Raw genomic sequence first — 19,481 nt, 5'->3', positions numbered from 1 at the left:
ATGCAATTAAGCTAGGGTGTTGGTATGACGACAACGGACCCGAGCACCGCGGCCAGCACCTTCTCGACGGCCAGCATCAGCACCGCCGCAGCGCGCGAGGTCATCGCCGCCGCCGAAGCGGAGGCGGCCGCGATCGGCGTGCCCAGCGTGATCGCAGTCTGCGACGCGGGCGGCATCCTCAAGGCCTTCTCGCGGATGGACGGTGCCGCGCTCATGTCGGTGCAGGTCGCCCAGGACAAGGCCTACACAGCGGCCGGTTTCGGGATGCCGACCGACGGCTGGCACGACTTCATCAAGGACGACGCCCCCCTCGCAGCCGGGGCACCAACGGGCATCGACCGTCTGGTGATCTTCGGCGGCGGCTATCCGATCATCGTGAACGGCGCGGTGGTCGGGGCCATTGGCGTCAGCGGCGGCCATTACGCACAGGACATGCAGGTCGCGCGCGCCGGACTGGCCCACCTCGAGTGACGTGCAGCCACGCCGATGCGGCGACGGCGGCGGCGCCCGAGTCGCCAATGGCGGAAGATGGCTCCATGACGACCGAACGGCACGGCGACGCCCAGGACTCCGACCTGTCCGCAACGGCTCCGCGTCAGAAAGCGAGCGCCGTGTATGAGGACCTGCGCACCCGCATCCTCGGCGGCCGGCTTGAGTGCGGAGTCTGGCTGCGGGCCGAGGCACTTGCCGACGAGCTCAACGTCAGCCGCACCCCGGTGCGCGAGGCGTTCCGCCAGCTGGCCTCGGACGGTCTCATCGAGCTCATCCCCAACCGTGGCGCCCGGGTGGCGCTGATCAGCGACGAGGATCTCGAGGCAACCTACGAGCTGCACGCCATCCTCGAGGGGTATGGCGCACGCCGCGCTGCCGAGCTGCAGCTCGCCGACGTCGGGCGGTTGCGCGAACTGTGCGATGTCATGGAACGCACGCTCGCCACCGGCGATGCGGACCGGTATGACGAGATCACCCGGCTCAACCTGGAGTTTCACGGCGATATCCACCGCGCCAGCGGCAACGTCGCGCTGCCCGGCATGATCGCCGGTTTCGCGCAGCGGTCGCTGGTGCGCCACACGTTTGCCAACTACACCCCCGCCGAGATCGAGCGGGCCTTCGACCAGCACCGCGAGATGACCGACGCCATCGAGGCCCGTGACGGGGCGCTCGCCGAGGCGATCATGCGGTCCCATGTGCTGGGCGCCCGCACCACCCTGCGCCGGCGGCTGGCCGAGCTCGCCGAGCAGGACGAGGCGTCCGCCTCCTGACTTCGAGGACCAGATGAAGTTCGTTCGCCTGACCCATGACGGCTCCCCACGCCTTGGCGCACTCACCGAAGATGGCACCGTCCGGCTCACCCCGGCAGGAGTCACTCTCGGTCAGCTGCTCGCTGACCGGTCGCTGCGCGAAAACCTCACAGCCACAAGTGAATCGGTCATTCCATTCGACCCGACGACGCTGCTGCCGTCACTCGAGCCAACCGCGCTGATGATCAATGTCGGCGCCAACTATCACGAGCATGCACTGCCGTCGCAGGACGCGCCGGTCCCGTCGGTGACGTGGTTCAGCAAGGCGCCGCAGACCTGGATCGCCGCCGGCGCACCCATCCGGTTGCCGGTCGAGTTTCCCGACCGGGTCGACTACGAGGGTGAGCTCTGCGTGGTGTTCGGCGCAGACTGTCACCGGGTCAAGGCAGCCGACGCGTGGGACTACATCGGGGGTTATACCGTGCTCAACGACGTCTCGGCTCGGGACGCCTGGCCGCAGTTGTCGGCCGCGACCACGCCGGCCGAGGAACGCGCCGCGTGGAACCGCATGCTGCTCGGCAAACAATTGCCCACGTTCGGACCGGTCGGACCTGCCGTGGTCACCGCCGACGAAGTGACCGACCCGTTGGCGATGACGCTGACGACCACCCTGAACGACGAAGAGGTGCAACGCACCACGGTCGCGAAGATGAAGGTCGGCATACCGGATCTGGTCGAGCAGTTGTCACGCTACTTCGCCTTTCGCCCCGGTGACGTGATCAGCACTGGCACCCCGGGTGGCGTCGGTCAGGCTCGTGGCCGCTTCCTGCGGGCCGGCGACCGGGTCACCGTGTCGGTGGATGGTGTCGGAAGGCTGACCAATCCCGTTGTCGATTCGTCATTTTCGCCATCACCCTGAGCGAAGTTAGCGACCTGGAGCACCCAGCACAGCTCCCCGATGACCGCCGGTGAGCGCAGGTCGGCATCCACCAGCCGGCCGTAGTGGGCGAGTCGATTGCGCAGCGTGTTGGGGTGCACGAACAGCGCCGCCGCCGCGCGTTCGACCTGCATACCGTGCGCGAAGTACGTACGCACCGACATACCAAGCGCGTCACCCGCATCACCCAAGGCAGCCAGCGGACCGAAGTAGCGTCCGCGTAGTGCCGCGGTCACGTCCTGGTCGTCGACCATCGCCGGGCGGATGCCCAGCGAGGTCATGTCGTGGCTACCGGTCATTCCGAAGCAGGTGAGGGTGCGCAGCACCCGGGTGGCGAGTCGGTAAGACTCCGGTAGCTCACCGAGTGGGACCGACGGGCCGAGGGCGACCTGCAACGGCGCGGGCACCGGGGGTGGGTCGGCGACGAATCCGGCCAGATCTCCGTCTGACTCGGCGAGTATGCCGACCGCGCCGTTGCGCTGGTCCAGTCCGAGCGCATGGGCGAGCTCGCTCAGCGCTCCCTCGAGCGGCATCCGGACCCGGACCGCGCGATAGTGCAGCTCCGGGTCCAGCCCGTGGTTGCGCGCCTGCTGGACGAGTTCTGCCGCCGCGAGGTTGCCCACCAGCACGTCGTGCACGAATGCCGCCCGGTCACCCCGGTCGGACCGCCCGAGCGTGCGTTCGGTACGACGGAAGCCGCGGGCCATGAGCACTGTTGCGATGTCCTCCCAGGCGAGCGCAGCCTCCACGAACTCGTAGAGCGCCTGGCTCGGCAGCTCCAATCGCCGAGCGACGCGATGAGCCTCGGTGACCAGCGCGCTGACCCCGATGTGCCAGGCACGGGTCAGATCCTCGAAGGCCACTCCGCGGCGTGCTCGATCCGCACCTGCCGCGTCGAGGATCCGTGCATCACCGACGCCGACCGGCACCCCGGAGGTCCACGCATGCTCCAAACTCGTGCGATAGGCCATCCCCAGGTCGAACTCGGCAGTCAGCTCGCCTGTGCCGGGATAGGAGCGCAACTGGTGGCGGGCGGGCTCGCGCACTCGGGCGAGGACTTCGCGTTCGGCGAGGGCCAATGCTTCGAAAAGACGCTCAGCGCCGACCGATTCGTCGTCCGAGTTGCCCGATCGGTCCATGACGGCCGCCCTTCTTATGTCAAGACTAGGCGCTTGGACTGGCCGGCTGGCCCAAACCAACCGCCCAGTTCCGCGCAACTCACCGAGTCAGGTCGAGACCGGATCGAACGATCGAGTCCGTGTCGATGCCGTGATAGCGGTAGACGCTCTCCAGGTCACCGGCCTGACCGAAGCCGGTGACTCCGAGTTGCACCGACGGCACCCGGTGTATGCCGGGCAGGAACGACAGCGTGTGCGGGTGCCCGTCGAGAACGGTCAACATCGGCGCAGCGCGGTCGGCGCTGAATGCCGAATCGAGCACGGCCGTTGACGCCGCACCGAGCCCGCGCCGTGCCTGCACCGCCCGGTAGACCAGGTCGGGACTGGTCACGCACACGACGTCCACGGCAATTCCCATGTCCGACAAGCGATCCGCGGCTGCCATTGCCTCCGGCACGACCGCGCCTACGGCGGCGATCGTCAGCTGCGGGGTGGTTTCGCTGCGGCGCAGCAGGTAGGCGCCGGCGACCGCCTGCCGACGGCGGCGTTCCCGGGCCGCCGGGTCGGTCGGCACGTCGGCGAGGGTCTGATCGACCGGTCGGGTCGACAGCCTCAGATAGACCGACTGACCGTCGGGTCGACCCAATTGGCCCAGCCCGGCGAGCAGCGCCCACTCGGTGTCGAGCGCGAACGCCGGCTCGTAACTGATGCAGCCCGGCTGCTCCAGCCCGATCGACGGGGTCTTGACCGACTGGTGTGCACCTCCCTCGGGGGCGAGACTCACCCCCGAGGGTGTGCCGACCAGGATGGACTGACCGCCGGCGTAGATGCCGAAATGCCAAGGTTCCAAGGCGCGTTCGACGAACGGGTCGTAGAGCACGCCGATCGGCAGCAACGGCTGGCCCCACCGACTCCACGTCGCGCCGAGCTCGCCGATCGCGCTGACCAGGTTGGTCTCGGCGATGCCGAGTTCGATGTGCTGCCCGGCCGGCCGCTCGCGCCAGTGCAGGATCGTCTCGGCATCGTCGGCAAACCAGTCGTTGCGTTCGGTGGCCGACCACACCCCGACCTTGTTGACCCAGCCACCGAGGTTGGTGCTGGAACTGACGTCCGGACTGACCGTCACCACTCGTTCGCCGACGGCTGGTGCCGCCCGATTCAGGTCGAGCAGGGCACGACCCAGAGCTGCCTGTGTTGTGGCGGTGCCGCCGGGGGTCCGCCCGAGATCGGCTGGCACTGCTGGTGGTTCGGTCGTCACCTGCTCCGAACGGTGCAGTCGGGCAGCGGCCACGGCACACGCCGCAGCCTCGGGTGTCCCGTCCGCAAATCGCTGCCATGGCCGCTCGGCGTCCATCCCGACCCGCGCCGCCAACTCGGCGAACTGCGTCTCGGTCAGTAGTGCCGAGTGGTTCTGCGGGTGTCCCTCGGTGGCCAGGCCGAAGCCCTTGACCGTGTAGGCGAAGATGACCGTCGGCCGGGTGTCGTCGATGCTGTCGAACGCTTCGTCCAACGCGGTGTGGTCGTGGCCGCCGAGGTTGCGAATGGCGTCATACAAGGTGTCGTCGGGCAGGTTGGCCACGAAGGTGCGCAGCTCGTCGGCATACGGCCCGGTCCCCGGCAGCCGGTCCCGCAGCTGCTCAGGGGTGCAGCGCAGCAGCCGCTGATACTCCGGGTTGGTCATCTCGTCGATGCGGGTGCGCAACCGCTCGCCGCCGGGTCGGGCGAACAGTTCCTCGAGCAGTCGCCCGTACTTGACGTTGATCACCTGCCAACCGGCAGAGGCGAACATTCCCTGCAGGCGACCGGCGCCGATGTTCGGCACCACCCGGTCCAGCGACTGCCGGTTGAGGTCGACGATCCAGACGATCTCGCCGAGCTCGGCCACCATCGGGTCGATCACGGTCTCCCAGATCGCGCCCTCGTCGAGCTCGGCATCGCCGAGCAACGAGTACTGCCGACCGGTGCCGGCGGTCTCCGGAAAATGACCGTCCACATAGCGCCGCGCAATGGCACCCCAGATCGGCGCCGTCGCACCGATGCCGACCGAACCGGTCGAATAGTCCACGGGGTCGGGATCCTTGGACCGGCTCGGGTAGGACTGCAGACCGCCGAACGCGCGCAGCGTGGGCAGGTAGCTCTCGTCGAGCTCACCCAACAGATAGTTGATCGCATGCAATACCGGAGATGCGTGTGGCTTCACCGACACCCGGTCCTCGGCTCGCAGATGCCGGAACCACAAGGCCGTCATGATCTGCACCATGGACGCGCTCGACGCCTGGTGACCGCCGACCTTCAGCCCGGTCGGGTTGGGTCGGACCCGGTTCGCGTGGTCGATGATCGCAGTCGAGAGCCAGAGAACTCGGTTCTCAATGTTGTTAATAACCGACTCGGCGGTCGCTGCAGCCGGCACGTTTGCGGGCGGACTGTCGGGTGCGATGGTCATCGGGACCTCCAATATGATGCCGGCGATCGGCATGCTCTGCGGGTTCTCGGATCTTCTCGCGGCCGATGTGCCGAACGAATCCGCGCCATCGTCGCCACGGGGGTCAACACATCTCCACCGCCGATTATTGCATGCAATTCTAGCCGGTCTGTTCGCGGCCACATCCGTACACGTTCTCCCTAGACTTGGACACCGCTCGTCACGCCGTCAGCCGGAAGTAAAGAGGCCGCCATGACCCGCACGCTCATCGTCGACGGCGCCAACGTCGTCGGCTCCCGGCCGGACGGTTGGTGGAAGGACCGCGCCGGTGCCGCGCAACGACTGCACGCACGCCTTGACCGGGCCGACCTGGACTTCGACCGAGTCGTCCTCGTGTTGGAGGGCAAGGCGAAGGCCGGCGTGGCCCAGGCAGATTCGGGTCCGGTCGAAATCGTGCACGCGCCGCGCGAAGGTGACGACGAAATCGTCGAGCAGGCGGGGCAAGCGGTCCGCGCCGGCGAGCAGACGACGGTCGCGACCGCCGACCGCGGCCTGGAAAGCCGCGTTCGCGCGGTCGGCGCCGCTGTCATGGCGCCGGGCAGCCTGCTGCACGAGCTTCCCGACTGAGGCGGAACAACTCCGCTACCCGGCATCGACGACAGCCGGGAGTTTTCGTGTATCGACTTATTTTCGAATATTTGTTGATGTTGCGAATGCAATCTGCTTGGGTGATGCGCATCACATCGGAGGTTGCGTCATGACCGATTACGACGTCATCCAGATCGGCTTCGGACCGGTCGGACAGGCACACGCCGCATTGCTCGGCCGGCACGGGCACTCGATCGCGGTATTCGAGCGCTCGCCTTCCCTCTACCCGCTGTCGCGCGCTGGCCACGTCGACCACGAGGCGATGCGCATCTTTCAGAGCGTCGGGGCCGCCGACGCCATCGAGCGCCACGCCATCCCGATCCCGGACTACGACTGGGTGAATGCGGCCGGCGACATCCTGCTGCACCTGGACTGGAACCAGTCGACGCCCTCCGGCTGGCGCTCGGACTACCTCATGTACCAACCCCACGTCGAGACCGCGCTTCGTGCGGCGGTCGACAAGGTGCCCGAGGTCGAAGTGAACCTCGGGTGGGAGGCCACCCGCATCGAGCAGTTCGACGATCACGTGGAGCTGACAGTCCGCGAGGGCACCCGCGACTCCGGCTCATGGGCTCCGACCGGCCGCACCCGAACAGTCACCGGCCGTTACCTGATCGGCGCCGACGGGGCGGGCTCCTTCACTCGCCAGTCGGCGGGAATCCGTTGGGACGACTACGGATTCGAGGAGGACTGGCTCGTCCTTGATGTCCGCCCGAACGACCCGGACATGCACATCGACATGCCAGAAGCCGGGCAGATCTGCGACCCTGAGCGGCCGATCTCGTTGTTCCGGTGGCTCGGACGCGAGCACGCCCGCTGGGAGTTCATGCTGCTGCCGGGCGAGACACCGGAGGGTATGACGCAGGAATCACGCGGCTGGCAGCTGCTGAAGCGCTGGGGCGTCACCCCGGAGAACGCGTCGATCGTCCGGCGTGCGGTCTACACGTTCCGCTCGCTGCTGGCCAAGGACTTCCGGTGCGGTCGCATCGTGCTCGTCGGAGACGCGGCCCATCTCATGCCGCCGTTCATGGGACAGGGCATGTGCTCCGGCTTCCGCGACGCGGCGAACCTCGCCTGGAAACTCGACCTGGTGCTGCGCGGTGTCTGCCCGCAGGCCCTGCTCGATTCCTACACCGACGAGCGTCGGCCGCACGTCGATCAGGTGATCAGGACCTCCATCGAGCTTGGCCGGATCGTCTGCGTCAGCGACCCCGACGCGGCGGCCGAGCGTGACCGGTTGTTCCTCTCAGAGCAAGCGCCGCCGCCTGCTCCGTTTCCCTGGATCACCTGCGGAATCATCGATGCGGCAACCGATTCCGAGGCCGGCCACCTCGCGGTGCAGGGCAGGGTCTGCACCGGTGACCGCACCGGACGAGCGGACGATGTGCTCGGTAACACGTGGCACCTGCTCAGCCCCGACGGCGAGCTGTTGAACGGCATCGACACCGCCGGACGTGCCGTGCTCGACGCGATCGGTGCACGGGCCGTCCACGTCAGCCGATCACGGCGCGGCGCCGACAGCGTCGTCGACGTCGATGCCACCTATCACGCGTGGTTCCGGGACGGCGGCTTCCGGGCGATCATCGTGCGACCGGACTTCTACAGTTACGGAACCGCCTGCACCAGCGAGGAACTCAACCATCTGCTCGGTCGGCTGGGCGAGCAGCTCGGGGTGCGGACAGCAGGCGCGCTGCGTCCCGCCGGCGTCATTCGGTAGGCCGGAGCCGGGCCAGTCTGGTGCGCAGCCGTTCGACCCGGTGGGAGTTGCCGGGCAGCGTGACATACCGGTCTCCGAAGGCCGCCAGTAGCGCATCGTCGAGCCGTCGTACCGCACCGGGCGGGGTGCGATATGCCATCACCCGGTCGATCTCGTCGGTGTCGACCGCGCGCAGAGCGCTGGCCAGGTCGGCGAGCGAGCCGATGCCGAGTTCGTGCACGAGGCCGGCAATCCACGCGTAGTGATCGGGACGCGACCAGCCCGCCTCGGCGTACTGGCCGGCGAGGTATGCCGCCAGCTCACGCGGGCTGATCCGGTCGTCGGCGACGTCGTGCTCCTCTGCCTCGGGCACCGCCCGGCTCAGCGTGTCCCGGATCGTGCTGAACTCCTGGTCGGCCAACTCCAGCAGGCCCGCCGCAAGCGTGAAGCGACGATCGAAGTCGGAACGGTGCGCCCTGGGCACCGTTCCCTTGTAACGGATGTCGTGCTCGAACTCGGCCCACGCGTGCTGCAGCACTGTGCGGATCTGCACCTGCAACTGGCGCCCCTCCAGCCCAGGGTATGACGGGACGTCCTCCTCGGCAGGGCGTACCTGAAGGTGCCGGCTGGCGTATCCGAAGCGTCCTTCGCTGGCGGTCTCCTGACCGAGGTCGCGGTCGTCGAGGACCACGGCCTCGGCCGCGAGGAGCTCGGCGACCGCGGCGACGTCGCCGCGCACGTAGGTGATGACCCGCACCCCGATCAAATCGCCGATGTCGTGCAGGGGGTCGGCGTAGAGCGGCGCATCACCGGCCCGTCGACCGGCCTTCTCGGCGAACGACGCGATGCTCTTGGCACGGCCGGTCACGCTCAGGTAGTTCAGGCCCGCGTCGTCGAGGATCCCGGTCACGAGCGCCACTGCCTCGGTTGCGGCCAGCTGCAGTTGCGGGAAGCGCGCGGCATACTCCTGGGTCGCGCGACGGACGACGTCCACCCGACGCTCAACCTTCGGCACCCGCGGGGAAGGCTTCAGGTCAGCGGGCAGGCGCGGGGTGACGATATAGCCGTCGGCGAAGTTGCCGTAGGTGACGACGGCGGCCGGTGACCGCTCGCGCAGCAGCACGACATACGCACAGACGACCGCGTCGACCTGGTCCTCGGCGTCGCGCAGCTGCGACTTGCGGGTGGCCCGCTCGATGCCGGTCACCAGGTCGCGCCAGGCCGCCGAGGACACCAGCCGCATCTGCGGCTGGGCCGCGGAGAGTGACTCCAGCAGGCGCACGAGGGTGAGCAGCTCGGCGCGAAGCTGCTCCAAGGTGCGGCCGGGTTTGTTCTTGTATTTCAGGGTCCGGCCCAGCCGGAACAGCGCCACCGTCGCCGGATGCGGGTAGACCTCGACGGCGCGCCGTGGCGCGGTCGACGTCGGGTCCATGTCGAGGCTCAACGCCGCGCAGAGGCGTGCCCCGCGCGTGCCGTCCGGGAACTTTCCGGTGTTGGTCGGGTGCGCTCCTGCTTGGAAGGGCGCGAAGTCCCGGCCGAGATCCTTCTCCGCCTGCCGACTGCCCGTGGCGTTGGTGACCACCAGCGGTGCGTCGACGCCCACCACGCATCGGTCGTCCAGGTATGGCGTCAGCGCCTGCACGATCTCGGCGTCGGACACCACCGCCGACAGGTGCGCCAGCACCCCGTCATCGTCCAGCACCGCGACACCGGTTGGGTTGCGCGAGCCCCACGCGAGGTCGAGACCGACGAAGTACATGGCAGGCAGCATGCCGCATCAGCACCCGGATGCCGCAGAACGCGCAGCTCGAGTGCCGACACTCGGCCGGTCCGGAGAGGTAACAAGATGCCATGGCCGGTTGGCTCCCTGCCGAATCCCTTCCACGGTGCCCCCTGCTGGCCCATAGTTCTGGTGTGCGCTCAACACGGAGCGCCGAACTGGGAGGGGAAACCTAGTGAAGACCTGGATCAAGAAGTCCGCGATCGTCGCCGTTGCAACCGCTAGCGTCGTGGGGGGCATCACGACGGGGTCGCAGGTGACGCACCGCGCATCGGCTCGTACGTCCGGAGTCGTACGAGCCGATGGACCAGGGCAGCCTAGCCCGCTGTGTGTCGCCTGCTGGTAACGGTGCAGCGGATCGACGGTTCAGTGTCGACCTGAGGACGGCGATTCACGCCGAGACAATTGAATGATCAGGAGCTACCGCTCTTGAGGGCAGCCGGGCCATCTCGTACTCCGCGAGGTGGCCCTGCTGTTTGTGTCGGCCATGGGGTGAGTACCACCGCTGTCCGTTCGGTGGACCGCACTAGGGTGGCGTGACCGGCCGGCACCTGGACCCGCGAACCGGCCAGGATCAACTCCTCGACGACGACGTCGAACATGTCGTCACTGACCGCCAGGCTCGCGATCGGCGCGTGGTCCCCGGCGTGGATCAGAGCGTGCGATGTGGCGCGTCGGCCCGGCAAAGCGTTCCACTGGGCCAGCAGCCGATCAGCCGCCGCGTCATCCTCGACCTCGAGCGCCGTGGCGCACCGCTGATCCATGGTCGACATACGCCTTCTCCTTTCGTATGGCGGTGCAGCCGCCCTCTACCCCGCAACCTGCCGGTGAGCTGCGGTCCCGCATTACGCGCTGCGCGGCAGTTGCGCATCGGGCTCCTCCTCGGCAGTCGGCGGGGGCACGTTCAGCGCATCGAGGCCGAAATGCTGCCGCACCCAGTCGTCGTCGTACACGCTGTCGAGGTAACGCTCGCCCAGATCCGGTGCGATCGTGACGGCCGACAGCTTCCGGGCCGGGTCGTGGGTCGCGAGCCAGTCGAGTGCACCCGCGAGCACCGTTCCGGTGGATCCTCCGAAGAGGTATCCGCCGGCGGCGAGTTCGCGACATACCTGGATGCCGCGGATCTCCGGCACCAACACGAAGTCATCCACGAGATCGGGGTCGAACATCGCCGGCGGCACGCCCGCACCGAGGCCGGGTACGTGTCGCGGACCGGCGGGCGTACCGAAGGTGACGCTGCCGACGCTGTCGACACCGACCACCCGGGTGCGTCCGCCGGTGGTTTCCCGGACGTACCGAGCGCAGCCCATCAGCGTTCCAGTAGTGCCGGCACCGACGAAGAGCACGTCCAGGTGCGGGAAGTTACGCAGCACGGCCGGCGCGGTGCGACGGTAGTGCGCACCCCAATTTGCCTCATTCGCATACTGATTCAGCCATAGATGCCCCGGCCGCCCGGCGAGCTCGCGGACGACTCGCAACCGGGCGCCCAGGTATCCCTGCTCAGGGTCCGGCCGGGTGACGACGTGCACCTGTGCCCCCAGTGCGCGCATCAACCGCAGGGTCACTGGGTTGCACCGGTCGTCGGTGACACAGAGAAAGCTCAGCCCCCGATGAGCGGCGATAGTCGCCAGTGCGACACCGAGATTGCCGGAGGACGACTCGACCAGGGTGGTCCCGGCAGGCAGCCGCCCCTCGGCCTGCGCAGCGTCGATCATGGACGCGGCGGCCTTGAGTTTGATGGAGCCAGCCAGGTTGGCTCCTTCGACCTTGAGGTGGATGGGTCGGCCCACGATCGGCTCGGCGTCGACGAACAGTTCGTCCTCGTGGAAGTCCTCCGGTCGGCTCACGACGGGCATCGGGCCCACCCCGTGACGTCGGATCCGATCGGGCGCCGGTTCGGCCGCCCGGAAGGTGCAGTGCGCATCGATCCCCCTCGGCGTAGGTCGCGCCGTGCCCGAAAGTCCGGGGCCGGCGCCGACAGCTGTGGTGTACGCCGCCGACGCTAGGAGGGTCGCTCATCGCCGGGTTATCGCCACGCTTTCGTATGGCGGGGGCCGCTCGCCCGATGGGCGCTGGTCAGGCGGGGATGCTCGACAGCGCCGTCCCGGCCGGTGCCGCGAGGCGGGCACAGGTGGCTATGACCTCGCTGATCCCATAACGGAAGGTGCCGATGTCGTCTCGGCCGACGATATGCAGCACCGATTCGTCGACGAGCGCCTCGAGCGCGCGGCGCGTCTCGCCCACCGGACGAGCCACCAGTCGGGCGACGTCGACAGCGGTCAGGTCGGTGTCGGCCCGGAGCGCCATCGCCTCCAGCGCGACGAGGGATGCCGGCCGTAGATGCGCCCGAATCGACCGGACCGCAGCGTCGCACCCGGCATCGGCGTCGCAGATCTCGCGCAGCAGCACCTCGGTCTGCGCGGCAAGGTCTCCTACCGTCCAGTGCGGGCGCTTGTCGAGCAGACTGCAGACACCGACCACCACGGCAGGTGCGCCGCCGGTGATCGCGAGCACCGCGTCGAGCACGTTGGGATCGTCGTCCCGCTGGGCGTCGGCGACGTGCGAACGCAGATAGTCGCGGGCGACCTCGCGCGACCACGGCCGCAGTTGCAGCACCTGCGCGGCGCCGCACCGTCGGCTGCGGGAGGTCGCGATCACCAGCGAGTCCGGTCCGCTGCGCGGCAGCCGAGCGAGCATCGAGGACGGGACTGCATCGAGCACCAGCACCGTGCAGCGGGTGGCCAGCACGGCCTCCACATGATGGCGGAGCATGGCTACCGGTGCGTCATCGACCTGCACCTGCGGGCTCAGTCGGCGCAGCGCCGCAATCAGTACCCGGCGCTCGACCTCGTCCTCTTCGACCCGCTCGACTCCGACAACGTGGACCCCATCCGTCGCGAGCCCCGTCATACCTCGAAGCCAGCCTTGGATCAGGGTTGTCTTGCCCACCAGCGGTTTTCCGGTGATGACGACCGGTTCGTCACTGCCCTCACGGCCATCCCAGAAGCCGTCGAGCAGGGCAAGCTCGTGCTCCCTGCCGAACACTGGTCGGCTCCCCTCAGAACGCCGGCCGCCGGGGCGTGGCCGGTCGACTGGCGCCGCCGCCGGAGCGCCGGTCTCGGTCAGCAGTCGCGCCTGGAGCCGCTGGAACTTATCGTCCGGTTCAATGCCGAGGTTGTCCCGCAGGTAATCGCGATAGCTGCGCAACTGCTCCAGCGCGTCGACGCGGCGCTCGACCGCGCACAGTCCGTCGATGAGCAGCCAGCGTGCCTGATCTCGGGTCGGATGGGCGGCGACGAACTCGTGCAGCTCCGGCAGCGCCTCACGCTGTCGGCCTGCGTCGCTCAGCCAGGCGAACCGCTCCTCCTCCGCATCCAGTCGGCGCTCGGCCAACCCTTCGGCGACCGTTCGAATGTCAAGCGCGTCGAAACCTTGGTAGGCCTCCCCCCGCCATACGTCCAAGGCACGGTCCATCAGGATGATCGCGTGCTCGATATTTCCTGACCGACTGCTGTGGCGCGCTGCCTCGACCCCCGCGCAGAACCCATCGGTGTCGAGGTCGAAGGCATCCATCACCAGGGCATACCCTGGCGCGACGGTCCGGATCGTCTGCCGACCAGCGGCGTAGGGCGCAAAGATCTTGCGCAGGTTCGCCACGCAGATCGCGATCTGGGTGCGATGCGTTGCCGGTGCTCCCTCGCCCCAGATCACATCCGCCAGGGTGTCCACCGCCACCGGTCGACCGTGCGCCATCGCGAGCATGGCCAGCACCGTCTGCTGGCGCCGTCCGCCCAGGCAGAGTTCGGCGCCGTCGGCGCCCGCTCGAAGCGGTCCGAGCAAACCGATCTCGATGCGCCCGGCACCGCTCGTCCTACCCCACCCGTTCGTCATCAATGTTTCAGTCATCGCTGACCGCCTCCCCGCGCCGACCGGCGCACACTCGTGACGAGATCGAGGGTGCGTCGGTCGAGGCGGAGGTCAGGGTCGTGTCAGCGGCAAGTCAGCACGACATCCGTTCCAAGTCACGCGCTTTGCGGCAGGTCTCCCTCGCGGTGCCGCGCGCGCTCGGCAAGTGCGAGAAGCACGGCGGGCACCAGCGTCGCGAACGAGGTGCCGAGCACCCACGCGAACGGTGTGCCGAACGCGTTGCCCGGCACCACGTTGGGGTGTTGCAGGCTGTGTTGCACCGCAACCGTGACCAGGGTCGCCGAGATCGCTCCGCCGATGCGCTGCAGCAGGTTCAGCTGCGGGGAGGCATCGGGCACCGAGGACGACGGAATGCTGGCGAAGGCACTGGTCATGGCGGGCACGATCGTCATGCCGACGCCGGCGCCACGCACCACCAGACACGCCAGGATGAGCGTGTATGACGTGTCTGCGCGCAGCGACAACAGCGGCGCAGTGGACACCAACGTCAGCGTGATGCCGAACAGCATGGTCGCTCCGCAGCCGAACCGCTTGATCGCCCTGCTGGACACGGCGGCCGAGCCCAGCACTCCGGCACCGCCGACCGAGAGCAACAAACCGGTGGTCACACTGCTGTTGCCACGACCGAGCTGCAAGTAGAGCGGCATGACGACCATCGGCCCGTAGAGCACGAAGCCGAGCATGAAGACGTTGCTGGCCGAGAGCCGGTAGATCCGGTTGCTCAGCAGGCGCAGGTCGGTCATCGGCGCGCGCTGCCGCAACTCGCAGCGCACGAAGATCATCCCCGTGGCAACAGCACCGGCCAGCACAAGCGCCGCCGTCTGCGTCAGACCCTGGGCGACGCCCATCAGATGGATCGCGAGGACCAGCAGCACGGCGGCGGCCGACCCGGTGACCGCCCCGAGCTTGTCGAGCGGAATCTGCTGGCGATGATCGGAATTGCGCGGGATCGTGCGCAGTGCGCGAACCAGGCAGAAACCGCAGATCGGCAGGTTCACCCAGTAGACGGCCGGCCAACCACCCGCCTCGATCAACAAGCCACCAATGGTCGGGCCGAGCAGCGGGCCGACGAGCATCACCGACCCGCTCAACGCCTGCACCTTGGCGATCCGCTCACGAGGCACGCTTTGCACGAGCAGGATCGTGGCTGCGGGCGCGAGCACACCCCCGGCAAGCCCCGACACGACACGGCCGGCAACCAGGATTTGCAGCGTCGGCGCGAATGCGCACATCGCTGACCCGGCGGCGAATCCGCCGACAGCAGAAGCAAATACGGTGCGGATGCCGAAGCGTCTGGTCATCCAACTCACCAAGGGCATTGACGCGGCAAGCGCGAGCAAGTAAGCGGTAACGACCCACTGCACATCGCTGAGTCCGCCGAGGCTGCGCGCGGTGGCGTCGAGGGAGACGTTGACGACGGTGCTGTCGAGGAGTGGCAGGAAGGAACCGACGATGGACAACACGACGATGCTGAGCGGAATCCCCATGCTCCCTGGCGACGAAACACCCTGTTTTTCAGTGATTTTCGAGTCTGAGGCAGCGTGCCGTGGCCGATACGCTTGAATGGTCACGAGAGCAGCTCCTGAATCTCGTCGAGTAGCGACTCGGCGGTGTCGCGCGCCCCGGGCCCGTCGCGGTGGCAGATCGTCACGGTCAATTGATCCCGACTGGTGAACGCGCTGACGAACATTGCCGAGTAGGGCACCAACATCGGCAGGGTGAACAACCGTCGCGCGGTCAGGCCGCCACCGCTGAAGTTCGGCAGGTGCGCGGTGCCGTGGTCCGAGATCACCGCACTGCAGGGGTGCCATTCGATGCCGTCGCGCACCTCCGGGCCTGCCGCAGCGTCGGACAACGTCTGGGCGAAGCCGTTGCTGCCCCGATAGCCATTGACCAGCGGAGCGGCTTCCTTGGCCGACATGAGCGCGACAAGCAGGTCGCCGTGCACCGCCGACCAGTCATCGGTGGCATCGACGTCGAGGAAGATCGGCGCGCTCAGGTTTGCCGTCGACCGCACCGACTTGTCGTGCCGCCGCATGTCGACGGGTATGACGACGCGGGCGTCACCGTCGGTGCCCGGCCGTGGCGCCCGGCGGGCGACGGCCACCGCGATCCGAGCCGCGACGCCAGCCTGCCCACCGACGGTGATCGTGCGCTGGGTCCACACCGGACGACCGGCGTCAGCTAGGTCACCCGCAGGTGCGAAGGGCGAGGCGAAGGACCCGACCGAACAGGGCTGGAAACCTCCGTCCCGCACGGTCAACCCAGCTGCCCTGGCTGCAAAGTGTGCGTCGGTGAGCGCGCTGAATGAGCCATGCGGCTCCTCGCCCCGCATCGCGCGGAAGATGTCGTGCACCCAGTGCTCGAGCCCGCGGCCATCGGACACGGCGTGGCTGGTGCGGAAGATCAGCAGATGAGGTTCACCGGCACGACCAGGCTGCACGATGACATCGGCGACCGGACCCCGGACGATATCGAAGCCCTCGTAACACCACGGGTGGGCAAATCCGTTGTCCCGCAACGGAACAGCAGGATCGATGATTCGAACACCGGGTGGCTCACCACCCTCCTTCCACCAGGTGCCCTTGCGAGTGACCCGCATGCCGGGGTTGGCGTCGGTCGCGCGGTCGACGGCTGCGGACAAGGCGGTCAGATCGAGGTCTCCGGCGCACTCCACGACCAACTGGATAGTGCACGCGCTGCCCTTGACGAGGGCGTTGAGATAGGAGCGCTCGACGTGCGACACGCGCCGTCGGTAGCTCGTGACGTCGATGACGGTCATGACAATCCTTCGATCGAGACGGGTAATGGTTGGCCGGCCGCGAGCGCCACATGCGCTCGCAACGCCGGCAGATACGTCGAACGGACCCACCAGGCGTCGGAGACCCGGCGCCAGCCGGGCGACCACGGCGGGACCGGGACCACGTCGGGCTGACGCCCGACCCAGCCTGCGGCTTTGAGCATGGCTTCGATCTCGCTGAAATCGCCTAGTCCTACTGCCCTTTCGACGCTCGGAGCGTCGGGTAGGCCGAGCTTTCGGCGCGCCCACAGCATCGTGTGCGGCCGCTGCCGGTCGTCCTGCACGTCGACACCGACTGGGCCAACGGTCGAGAGCGCGACGGCTGCGATACCGGGCACGCTGGACGTCGAACCGTGCACACCCAGCTCGGGCCACTGCCAGCGTCCAAATCGGTCGACAGTGGGCGCTCCCGGATCCGCGCCGAGCAGTTCGGTTGCAGCACGTCGCAGCTCCACACGAGCAGAGACCGAACGGCGGCGGCCGAAGTCGTCGTGTGCCGGGGTGGTGGAACGCCGTACCCACCACCGCAGACCCCAGAACGGGACGGCGGACCGCCTGGCGTCTTTGGCGGTGGTGGGTGTGGCGTTCATGAGTCGATCCGCTCAGCAGGAACCGACGACGGCCGCGTGGTAGCTCGCGCCATACGCGAAACTGGAAAGGAGTGCGACCCCTGTGGCGTTTGCCTGCAGCCGGTCCAGAGCCGCGATGAGACCGAAACCCGCTGCGGAGCCATAGGTTTCGCCGACAATCTCCTTGGGCGCAATCGTCTCGGCGCTCTCTAGTCCGGCCGCCTTCATGGCGAGCTGTTCGGCGTCGTCGACCAGGGCGTAACCGTTGCCCGCCGACACGAACAGGTCCACCGCCTCATGACCGGAGCGCTTCAGCGCGAGCTCAAAGGACCGGCCCCATGCAGCGCCGTCGTCAGCCAACCGCGCGCCACCGGCGTTGTCGGCGCAGGCCCCGAAACCGAGGAAGCGGCCGATCGGTGCACTACCGGCCGCCTCGGCGGCCTCCTCGGTCTCCAGCAACACCGCGACCGCTCCGTCGGCCAGGACCGACCCAGTGCCTCCACCGACTCGGACCACGCCGTCCGCCGCGTAGGGATGAATCCGCGCCTGCACGTCGAGCGCGACCTGCGGGAACTCATCGACGACGACCACCAGGATCCGGTCCGCGGCGCCGCGCTCCATCACCTTCGTCGCAAGATGTAGCGCGTCCAGCGCGCTGGTGCCGCCACACGTGAGCGTCGCGGCGTAACCCCGGTAGCGGTTGAGCATCGCCAGGTGTCCGGCGGCGGCGTTGACGACGGTATTCGGAAAGGCGAGTGCGTTAGCGCCGGAGACCCCGCCTCGGACCAGTCCGGTATGGAAGTCGCCCACTGCACTCAACGGACCGAAGCCAGTCCCGAACACGACACCGGTGTCGGCAGCCACCGCGCGGGATGGCTTGCCGATCTGCGCGTAGAGATCGGTGACGGCCGCAGCTGCGAGGATGCTCATCGGATCCATGCGACGCGCCTTCGCCGGGTTGATCTTCCGGGCGAGTGGCCGGGTGTCGATCGCCCCGAAGGCGATCGAGCCCAGCCCCGCGATGTCACGCGGAGCGCCGAAGGTCGACGACCCATCGCGCAGAGCGGTCCGCAGCTCGTCCGAGGTCACCGCCTCCGCGGTGAGCCCCGAAACACCGCTGATCACAACCTTCTTCGCTTTTGCCTGCGGGAGTCTTTCCACCCGTCCGGGCGCGGTCAGCACCACTGACGCGTTGTTGCCGCCGAAGGCGAAGGAGTTGGACAACGCGACCGAGGTGTCCTGCTTACGACCGGCCTCGGGCACGATGTCCAGCCCGCTGCGGTCGGCGGCGTCCCCCGTGTTGACTGTGGGGGGCAGCATCCCGTGGTGGATCGCCAGCACCGAACAGATCGCCTCCACGGCCCCGGCCGCACCGAGTGTGTGCCCAGTCATCGACTTCGTCGAGCTGACTGCCGGAGCTGACTGGCCGCCAAGCAGCAACCGCACCGACTTGGGCTCGACCGCGTCGTTGGTCGGGGTCCCGGTGCCGTGCATATTGATGTAGTCGACGTCGGTCGCGGTCAGCCCGGAGCTGCGCAGCGCTTCGGACATCGACCGAAGCGGCCCGTCACCCGACGGGTCGGGCGCGGTCTGGTGGTAGCCGTCACAGGTGAGGCCATAGCCGGTGACCTCGGCGTACACGGTCGCGCCGCGTTCCTGCGCCGACTCAAGCGTCTCCAGGACCAGGAATCCGGCACCCTCGCCGAGGGTCAGGCCGTCGGACGCGGCCAACGGTGAGCACGGGCCTTCGGCGAGCGCACCCAGGCTGCTGAAACCGTATGCCGACAGGGAGGCGAGCGGGTCGACGCCTCCGGTCAGCACGGCGTCAACCTCGCCGCTCCACAACAACTCGGCCGCGTAGCCGATCGCGACCGCGCTGGCGGCGCATGCGTTGGAGGTCACCGCCCGGGGACCGGTCACCCCGAACCCGGCGGCGAGTGCGTCGGCGGCGCTATGCAACACCGATCTGGCGGCCAGCCCAGGAGCGGAGCTATCGGCACCGTTGACCAGGTAGTCCCGATGGAATTCCTGCAGGCTCGGCATCGGGCCAAGGCTGCTGCCGACGATGAACCCGAGGCGCTCGCCCAGCTGCCCGGGGTCGATCCCTGCGTCCTGCAGGGCTTCTCCGATGGCGACCGAGCCGAGGCCGACGCAGCGGTCGACTCCGTCCTCACCCTCGAAGGCTGCCTCGCCGACGAGCGCGGTCGGCATACCGGAGGTGTCGAACAACGTGTTCTCCCGGATACCCGGTCGACCAGAGACGAGGGAATCCCAGCACTCCTGCACCGTGTTCCCGACGTCGCAGATCAGTCCAAGGCCGGTGACTACGACTCGTGTCATGCT

15 protein-coding genes are annotated in these 19,481 nt (G+C 68.2%); 5 read left to right on the top strand and 10 right to left on the bottom strand.

From position 1 onward, the window contains the following. Window positions 1-24: 24 nt before the first annotated feature. From N2M23_RS04860 to N2M23_RS04850, 3 genes are all read left to right on the top strand, one after another. Window positions 25-471: a GlcG/HbpS family heme-binding protein gene (locus N2M23_RS04860; RefSeq protein ID WP_265443708.1), complete on the top strand. Its 447-nt coding sequence runs from the start codon at window positions 25-27 to the stop codon at window positions 469-471. 65 nt (window positions 472-536) lie between these two features. Beyond that, complete coding sequence (locus N2M23_RS04855; RefSeq protein ID WP_265443706.1) at window positions 537-1,262, top strand: GntR family transcriptional regulator; 726 nt, start codon at window positions 537-539, stop codon at window positions 1,260-1,262. A 13-nt stretch (window positions 1,263-1,275) separates the two neighbouring features. Next, window positions 1,276-2,160 carry a fumarylacetoacetate hydrolase family protein gene (locus N2M23_RS04850; protein ID WP_265443705.1) on the top strand — a complete coding sequence of 295 codons (885 nt, stop codon included), beginning with the start codon at window positions 1,276-1,278 and terminating at the stop codon, window positions 2,158-2,160. Here the strand turns inward: N2M23_RS04850 and N2M23_RS04845 are convergent. Then, complete coding sequence (locus N2M23_RS04845; protein ID WP_265443703.1) at window positions 2,049-3,317, bottom strand: PucR family transcriptional regulator; 1,269 nt, start codon at window positions 3,315-3,317, stop codon at window positions 2,049-2,051. The two genes, N2M23_RS04850 and N2M23_RS04845, sit on opposite strands and share 112 nt — an antisense overlap. Before the next feature lie 79 nt (window positions 3,318-3,396). Then, a complete protein-coding gene (locus N2M23_RS04840; protein ID WP_265443701.1) occupies window positions 3,397-5,739 on the bottom strand; it encodes a transketolase-like TK C-terminal-containing protein in 2,343 nt (780 codons plus the stop codon). Between the two features lie 231 nt (window positions 5,740-5,970). On the opposite strand from N2M23_RS04840, the gene N2M23_RS04835 reads away from it, so the two are divergent. Both N2M23_RS04835 and mhpA read left to right on the top strand, forming a co-directional pair. Next, window positions 5,971-6,345, top strand: coding sequence for an NYN domain-containing protein (locus tag N2M23_RS04835; RefSeq protein ID WP_265443700.1), 375 nt, complete (start codon window positions 5,971-5,973; stop codon window positions 6,343-6,345). Between the two features lie 130 nt (window positions 6,346-6,475). Continuing rightward, complete coding sequence (gene mhpA / locus N2M23_RS04830) at window positions 6,476-8,083, top strand: bifunctional 3-(3-hydroxy-phenyl)propionate/3-hydroxycinnamic acid hydroxylase MhpA (protein WP_265443699.1); 1,608 nt, start codon at window positions 6,476-6,478, stop codon at window positions 8,081-8,083. On the opposite strand, the gene N2M23_RS04825 is transcribed toward mhpA, so the two are convergent. The 8 genes from N2M23_RS04825 to N2M23_RS04790 form a co-directional block, all read right to left on the bottom strand. Then, window positions 8,073-9,833, bottom strand: a complete 1,761-nt coding sequence (locus tag N2M23_RS04825; protein WP_279671444.1) for a DUF429 domain-containing protein — start codon at window positions 9,831-9,833, stop codon at window positions 8,073-8,075. The genes mhpA and N2M23_RS04825 overlap by 11 nt on opposite strands. A gap of 422 nt (window positions 9,834-10,255) precedes the next feature. After that, window positions 10,256-10,615: a hypothetical protein gene (locus tag N2M23_RS04820; protein WP_265443698.1), complete on the bottom strand. Its 360-nt coding sequence runs from the start codon at window positions 10,613-10,615 to the stop codon at window positions 10,256-10,258. 72 nt (window positions 10,616-10,687) lie between these two features. Further along, window positions 10,688-11,698 carry a 2,3-diaminopropionate biosynthesis protein SbnA gene (gene sbnA / locus N2M23_RS04815; protein ID WP_265443697.1) on the bottom strand — a complete coding sequence of 337 codons (1,011 nt, stop codon included), beginning with the start codon at window positions 11,696-11,698 and terminating at the stop codon, window positions 10,688-10,690. A gap of 220 nt (window positions 11,699-11,918) precedes the next feature. Further along, entirely contained in the window at window positions 11,919-13,748 is a 1,830-nt protein-coding gene (locus N2M23_RS04810; RefSeq protein ID WP_265443696.1) for an AfsR/SARP family transcriptional regulator, read from the bottom strand. A 116-nt stretch (window positions 13,749-13,864) separates the two neighbouring features. Beyond that, the gene (locus tag N2M23_RS04805) at window positions 13,865-15,256 is read right to left on the bottom strand and encodes a DHA2 family efflux MFS transporter permease subunit (RefSeq protein WP_265443694.1); all 1,392 of its coding nucleotides are present in this window, start codon (window positions 15,254-15,256) and stop codon (window positions 13,865-13,867) included. Between the two features lie 80 nt (window positions 15,257-15,336). Then, window positions 15,337-16,551 (bottom strand): hypothetical protein, encoded by a 1,215-nt coding sequence (locus N2M23_RS04800; protein WP_265443693.1) that lies wholly within the window; start codon window positions 16,549-16,551, stop codon window positions 15,337-15,339. After that, the gene (locus tag N2M23_RS04795; RefSeq protein ID WP_265443691.1) at window positions 16,548-17,159 is read right to left on the bottom strand and encodes a 4'-phosphopantetheinyl transferase family protein; all 612 of its coding nucleotides are present in this window, start codon (window positions 17,157-17,159) and stop codon (window positions 16,548-16,550) included. The genes N2M23_RS04800 and N2M23_RS04795 overlap by 4 nt, the downstream gene beginning before the upstream one ends. Window positions 17,160-17,171: 12 nt before the next feature. After that, the gene (locus N2M23_RS04790; protein WP_265443690.1) at window positions 17,172-19,478 is read right to left on the bottom strand and encodes a beta-ketoacyl-[acyl-carrier-protein] synthase family protein; all 2,307 of its coding nucleotides are present in this window, start codon (window positions 19,476-19,478) and stop codon (window positions 17,172-17,174) included. Window positions 19,479-19,481 lie beyond the last annotated feature (3 nt).

This window comes from Flexivirga meconopsidis (assembly GCF_026162425.1).
GTDB classification, from domain to species: domain Bacteria; phylum Actinomycetota; class Actinomycetes; order Actinomycetales; family Dermatophilaceae; genus Flexivirga; species Flexivirga meconopsidis.
The sequence above is the reverse complement of the archived record's forward strand: the minus strand, read 5'-3'. Positions and strand labels throughout refer to the sequence as shown.